This window comes from Weizmannia sp. CD-2023 (assembly GCF_036225245.1).
GTDB classification, from domain to species: Bacteria; Bacillota; Bacilli; order Bacillales; family Bacillaceae_C; genus Weizmannia; species Weizmannia faecalis.
Genome location: NZ_JARTJQ010000147.1, coordinates 1 through 4,878, shown reverse-complemented (window position 1 = coordinate 4,878; position 4,878 = coordinate 1). Strand labels below are relative to the sequence as shown.

7 protein-coding genes are annotated in these 4,878 nt (G+C 43.6%); 2 read left to right on the top strand and 5 right to left on the bottom strand.

Annotated features, from left to right (window positions below):
- Positions 1 to 165: 165 nt before the first annotated feature.
- Positions 166 to 402 carry a hypothetical protein gene (locus tag P9687_RS16980; RefSeq protein ID WP_235801675.1) on the bottom strand — a complete coding sequence of 79 codons (237 nt, stop codon included), beginning with the start codon at positions 400 to 402 and terminating at the stop codon, positions 166 to 168.
- Positions 403 to 736: 334 nt separating this feature from the next.
- On the opposite strand from P9687_RS16980, the gene lepB reads away from it, so the two are divergent.
- The gene (gene lepB, locus P9687_RS16975) at positions 737 to 1,264 is read left to right on the top strand and encodes a signal peptidase I (RefSeq protein ID WP_017552392.1); all 528 of its coding nucleotides are present in this window, start codon (positions 737 to 739) and stop codon (positions 1,262 to 1,264) included.
- 595 nt (positions 1,265 to 1,859) lie between these two features.
- On the opposite strand, the gene P9687_RS16970 is transcribed toward lepB, so the two are convergent.
- Both P9687_RS16970 and P9687_RS16965 read right to left on the bottom strand, forming a co-directional pair.
- Complete coding sequence (locus tag P9687_RS16970) at positions 1,860 to 2,951, bottom strand: NAD(P)H-dependent flavin oxidoreductase (protein WP_035188961.1); 1,092 nt, start codon at positions 2,949 to 2,951, stop codon at positions 1,860 to 1,862.
- A gap of 79 nt (positions 2,952 to 3,030) precedes the next feature.
- Entirely contained in the window at positions 3,031 to 3,219 is a 189-nt protein-coding gene (locus P9687_RS16965; protein ID WP_328228683.1) for a hypothetical protein, read from the bottom strand.
- A 535-nt stretch (positions 3,220 to 3,754) separates the two neighbouring features.
- Here P9687_RS16965 and P9687_RS16960 point away from each other — a divergent pair.
- Positions 3,755 to 3,901: a hypothetical protein gene (locus P9687_RS16960; RefSeq protein WP_019721225.1), complete on the top strand. Its 147-nt coding sequence runs from the start codon at positions 3,755 to 3,757 to the stop codon at positions 3,899 to 3,901.
- 156 nt (positions 3,902 to 4,057) lie between these two features.
- Here P9687_RS16960 and P9687_RS16955 read toward each other — a convergent pair whose 3' ends face one another.
- Both P9687_RS16955 and P9687_RS16950 read right to left on the bottom strand, forming a co-directional pair.
- A complete protein-coding gene (locus P9687_RS16955) occupies positions 4,058 to 4,177 on the bottom strand; it encodes a DUF4023 family protein (protein ID WP_035188959.1) in 120 nt (39 codons plus the stop codon).
- A 147-nt stretch (positions 4,178 to 4,324) separates the two neighbouring features.
- Positions 4,325 to 4,699 carry a VOC family protein gene (locus P9687_RS16950; protein ID WP_035188957.1) on the bottom strand — a complete coding sequence of 125 codons (375 nt, stop codon included), beginning with the start codon at positions 4,697 to 4,699 and terminating at the stop codon, positions 4,325 to 4,327.
- Positions 4,700 to 4,878 lie beyond the last annotated feature (179 nt).

Here is a 4,878-nt window from a genome sequence, read left to right as displayed (position 1 = left end):
CATGAAACATCCGCAGCCAGTAAAAATACAGTCAGCCCCATAAGCTTTTTTTAACATCCAGCAGCCCCCTCAGCTCAGCACTTTTTTATGAAAACTCGGCTATAACTTCCCATCCCGCCCAAAACAACAGCAGGACGCTATCTGCTGCCGCGTTTTTCAGCATTCTTAATGCGTTTTGATCAGGATGGCACCCATCACAATACAGAATGCTGAAAGGTACATCCACCAGGTTGACAGTATAGGGAAACCCGATAATACATCGAATATTTCAATCAGCACAAATACCTTTTGGGTTTTCGGGGAAAATTCCCGGTAGGCTTTCCATTCTTTTCTGAACTGCAAAATGCCAAACGGAAGAAGAATCACCCCAGCCACCACCAAAATCACGCCAGCCAGTTTCAAAAAATCATCCCCTGTCTGCAAGCGATACTTCCTATATTAAATATTGCGGGCACACTTCTTGTGCATTGAATATTGTGAAATCATCTGCAGCAACATTATTCTCCCGAGCCCCACTTGGCAAAACAGAAAGCCGGGCATTGATAATCATATTTTTGCAAATTGATCTTCCTTTTCCTACCCAAATAGCCTAAATTATTTTGCACAAATCGCTCCCGCGTTCCCATTTCTTATGTTTATAACATTGGAATGTTGCATATTATTAAATAATATAAAGGATTTCCTGCCTTTCTGGAAGAATAGATTACGATGAAGATATGTTATGGGAGCTGGTCAAATGAGCAAAGGAATAAAAATCTTGTTAAAATCATTCATATTTGCCATTCTGCTTGTGGGGGTCATCAGGGGATTTTTCATTGCCCCTTATATGGTTGAAGGGGAATCAATGGAGCCGACACTTCATAACCATGATAAAATTCTCGTCTATAAAGCCCATTCTGCTGCCGATTACCAAAGAGGCGACATCGTCATCATCAAGGGGGAAACAGAAAACTATGTAAAGCGGATTATTGGCCTTCCCGGAGATACAATTCAAGTCAAAAATGACCATCTCTATATTAATGGGAAATTGCACAAAGAGCCTTACCTTGCGAAAAACCTGAAAGCAGCACGTAAAGAAGGCAGCAAGCTGACGAATAATTTCGGGCCTCTCACCGTGCCAAAAAATAAATATTTCGTAATGGGCGATAACCGGATGTACAGCGAAGACAGCAGAAACGGGCTCGGCCTTATTCCGAAGAAAGAACTGGCGGGAAAAACCGAAGCGGTATTTTACCCGCTCTCGCAAATCCGGGAAGTCCGTTAACTATTCTTGCGGGCAGAGCCGGTATCTATTAATAAAAAGCAGGGGGGAATTTCCTTGAAACACGCTTTAGTGGCAGGCAGAACCGGCATGCTTCCCGCTTTACATCAATGAATTTCAAATTTCTTCCCCTAATGCTTTTAAAATATTGCTCCAATCAACAAGAAAATAATGCTTGCTAATAAGAAAGCTGAAGGAACACCTATTAAGCCTCTATTTAGATATAACTTAAATCCATCATACTTTGTATTAAACGATAATCTGGGGATATAATACGAAATCAAGATAATCACTGATACCACAATAAAGATAGCTGTAATACTGTCCATCGTTTTCATCACCTCTTAATAAGATTATCGTGCCCATTAATTTCCGTTTTTTCTATCCTGAAAAATTGCACCGGCTGATTTTCATTCTTCTGCTGGTGCCGCGTTCACTGCGGCATGGGTGTCTAAATCCAAATAGTTTGCCACTCTTTATATTTGCACTCAGAGGAGCAAATATGGCTCCTAATATGGTTTCTGCTACAGTCCAGGCAATGACTGGACTTAACGCTACAGGTGGTGCCTTGATACCTCGTTTCATTGCCGGTAAAAATCTATAGGGATTGAGGCATTTTGCCCATGATTTCTTCAGCTTCTTTTATGACATGGTCAATCAATGCTTTTGCCGTTTGATGTTTTGCGAGCCGCGGGCTTTGGCCGGACCAAAGTGACATAAACTCACGGTTGTTCTGCTTTCCGGCAGCCTTTCTGATATCCTGTGTGAGCGCATTTTGCACGGGATAATCCGGAAAAAGCGCTTCATGCGGCTTCATTTCCGAGATAAACGCATTTTTTACGCCTCTTGCCCATTTTCCGGAAAATGACCGGGTGAGGACAAGCTCATCTTCTTTCGCATGGAGAACGGCTTCCTTATGGGCCTGATGTGCGCCGCTTTCCTTACAGGCCAGGAAGGCGGTTCCCATTTGCACGCCTTTTGCCCCCAAGCAAAGCGCTGCTGCAAGCCCCCTGCCATCCATCATGCCGCCTGCCGCAATGACGGGAATCCGGACATTGTCGGCAACCTGGGGAACCAGTGACATCAGGCCAATCATGCTTTCCTCATGGTCTTTCAAAAAGTTTCCCCGGTGGCCCCCCGCTTCACTGCCTTGCGCAACCACCATATCCATCCCGGCCTGCTCCGCTTCAACCGCTTCATCGACGGTTGTTGCCGTTCCAATTAGGAGGATCCCGTTTTGTTTCAGCCTTTCGATCACTTCCCCGGAAGGTATTCCAAAAGTAAATGAACAAACAGGCACTTTCTCTTCGACAGCCACTTGCACCTGTGCCAAAAATTGATTTTGCACGCGATGAAGATCAGGAACTTCTATTTCTGCTTTTGCCTCCACCTTTAACTGTTTGCGGATCCGATTTAAAATGTCATTTGCGGCTGTTATTTTTTCATTTGCCGCTTCAAACCCGCCGGGAACAAAAAAATTGATGCCAAAAGGGTTTCCGGTTAACTGTTTGATTTCCCGGATTTGTTCTTTTGTTTGAGCAGCGGTTAAGTACCCCGCCCCGATCATGCCCAGCCCGCCGGCGTTTGACACCGCAGCCACCAACTCTGGTGTTGTGATGCCCCCTGCCATCGGAGCCTGAATCAACGGGTACCGTGTTTTCAGCCGTTTGGCCAAATCGTTTTTCAACATCCAAATTCCTCCCTTTTGCCTTTCCCCCATTGTAACAGGTTTCCATATTGTTTTAAACGTTTTCAAAATAACGAAAACATTATTTGGAGGAGGCAACCGTTCCTTGGTGAAAAACCATTTTCCAGCTCCTGTCCGTATATTTCCAAATGGAACTGCGCAAGGTTTGCTGCTTTCTTGTTCGGTCGTCCACCCTGCAGGTTGCAAGGACCACGCCATCAGCCAATGGATGCATTTCAAAATCTGTAAGCGCCATCTCCCTCACCCCAATGCCGCCCGGTCCGGTATATTTCCGTTTATGCCAGATGTTTCCCGATGAGCCGAATTCAAAAAGAGATTACCCAACAATGCGCCCAATTTTGCCGGATCCGAGCGTGTCGAAAGTTCAAGCAGCGATTTTTCCAATTGGAGGATATGTTCTTTAAGTGACAAGATTTTGCATCCTGTCTTCTTTAAGATTTGTTTACTATGCTACATGCTACATAAAGCGAACGAAATTTTGCCATTCTGTTGCCTGTCCAAATGAATGATGTGATTTGCATGAGTTTTAAAGCAGAGATTTTCAAAATATGGGCAGAAAAAACCTTTCTGTATCAATATGTTGTATTTGTGTTGTTTTTCTGTTATAATTTTATCAGTGTAAAGCCCGAGTCCCGCAAAAAATTCCTGCGCACGACGGATAACATGAAACTGCCCGCTGCAATATTTTTACTACTAACTGCGTCTTCAACTTCTAACAAACTTTCCGAACGAAGCATATGTTTTAAAAAAAGAACAATGGGTAAACAAAGAAGAGGTGATAACATATGAGAAACAGAATTTTCAACTTCATTATTGACGGACGATTGATTACGGTAAAAGGAAAGTCCGTTAAAGAAGCAAAGCGCCATGCACAACAAATTGCGCGAAGCATGAAAACGGAAGAAAACATGGGCAACCAGTCAGCCATCTGATTGGTTGCCTTTTCCATTTTTCCGGATAAACAGGCATCTCAGCGGTAAAGAAATGTTTAGTTTTTTATAATATTATTATGTAAACTAGTTCCCGTTTTTTGGAGCGTGGCTGTCCCGTTCTTTTGAAAAATGGCGTGTATTCCACACGCCATTTTTTTAGTGCCGGTTTGTCGGCAGCTTTTCACTCGGGCTTCCGTTCCCCTGCCGTTTTTTATTTTGTTCCTGCTTCTTTTGCTGTTCATTCAGCTTCTGCACATATTTATGGGTGTTGTCCATGTTTATACCTCCTTCCGTCCTTGTTACTTTAACCAAGACCCGGGCAGCCATGCACGCATTTTGGATTTCCAGACGGATTTGCTTTCATCATTGTGCAATTTTACAGTGATATTGCCAATTTCTCATTTCACCATTTTGCACGTTTTTTTACTTGCTTTTCCATTCTAAAAATTCGAGCCGGTTTCCGAATGGATCTGTTGCGTAAATGCGCGCTGCTCCTGGGAGCTTGCCGTCTTCTGCCCACTTAACTTGATAGCGAGCAAACCTGTCTTTCAAGCTTTCGAGATTTCTGACTTCAAATGCAGGATGCGCTTTTTTGGCGGGTAAAAAAGGTTCTTCAATGCCGATATGGATTTGTATTTTTCCGTTTTGAAACCAGCAGCCGCCGCGTTTTTTCAATTCTGCCGGTTTTTCAACTTCTGTAAATCCGAGGATTTCCGCGTAGAACTTTTTGGCTGTCTGTTCACTGCCACGTGGAGCAGCAAGCTGGACATGGTCGATTGTGATAAAATGAAATGCCACCCTCATCCCTCCTCCCCTTAATCTTACATTCCTTCTTTTATCATTTAAATAATGGCTTTTTCATCTTAATTGATATGTTTTACTTATGAGTTAGCACGCCCCGGCATGCTTTTTTCATGAGCCTGCCAGAAAAAAAGCACACGGGGGGGGGGTAACCCGCCGTGCGCTTTGTAAAAAAT

Excerpts from the sequence above, each read along its gene's own strand:
- lepB (WP_017552392.1), top strand. The coding sequence starts at position 737 with ATGAGCAAAGGAATAAAAATCTTGTTAAAATCATTCATATTTGCCATT.
- P9687_RS16955 (WP_035188959.1), bottom strand. The coding sequence starts at position 4,177 with ATGGACAACACCCATAAATATGTGCAGAAGCTGAATGAACAGCAAAAG.
- P9687_RS16960 (WP_019721225.1), top strand. The coding sequence starts at position 3,755 with ATGAGAAACAGAATTTTCAACTTCATTATTGACGGACGATTGATTACG.
- P9687_RS16970 (WP_035188961.1), bottom strand. The coding sequence starts at position 2,951 with ATGTTGAAAAACGATTTGGCCAAACGGCTGAAAACACGGTACCCGTTG.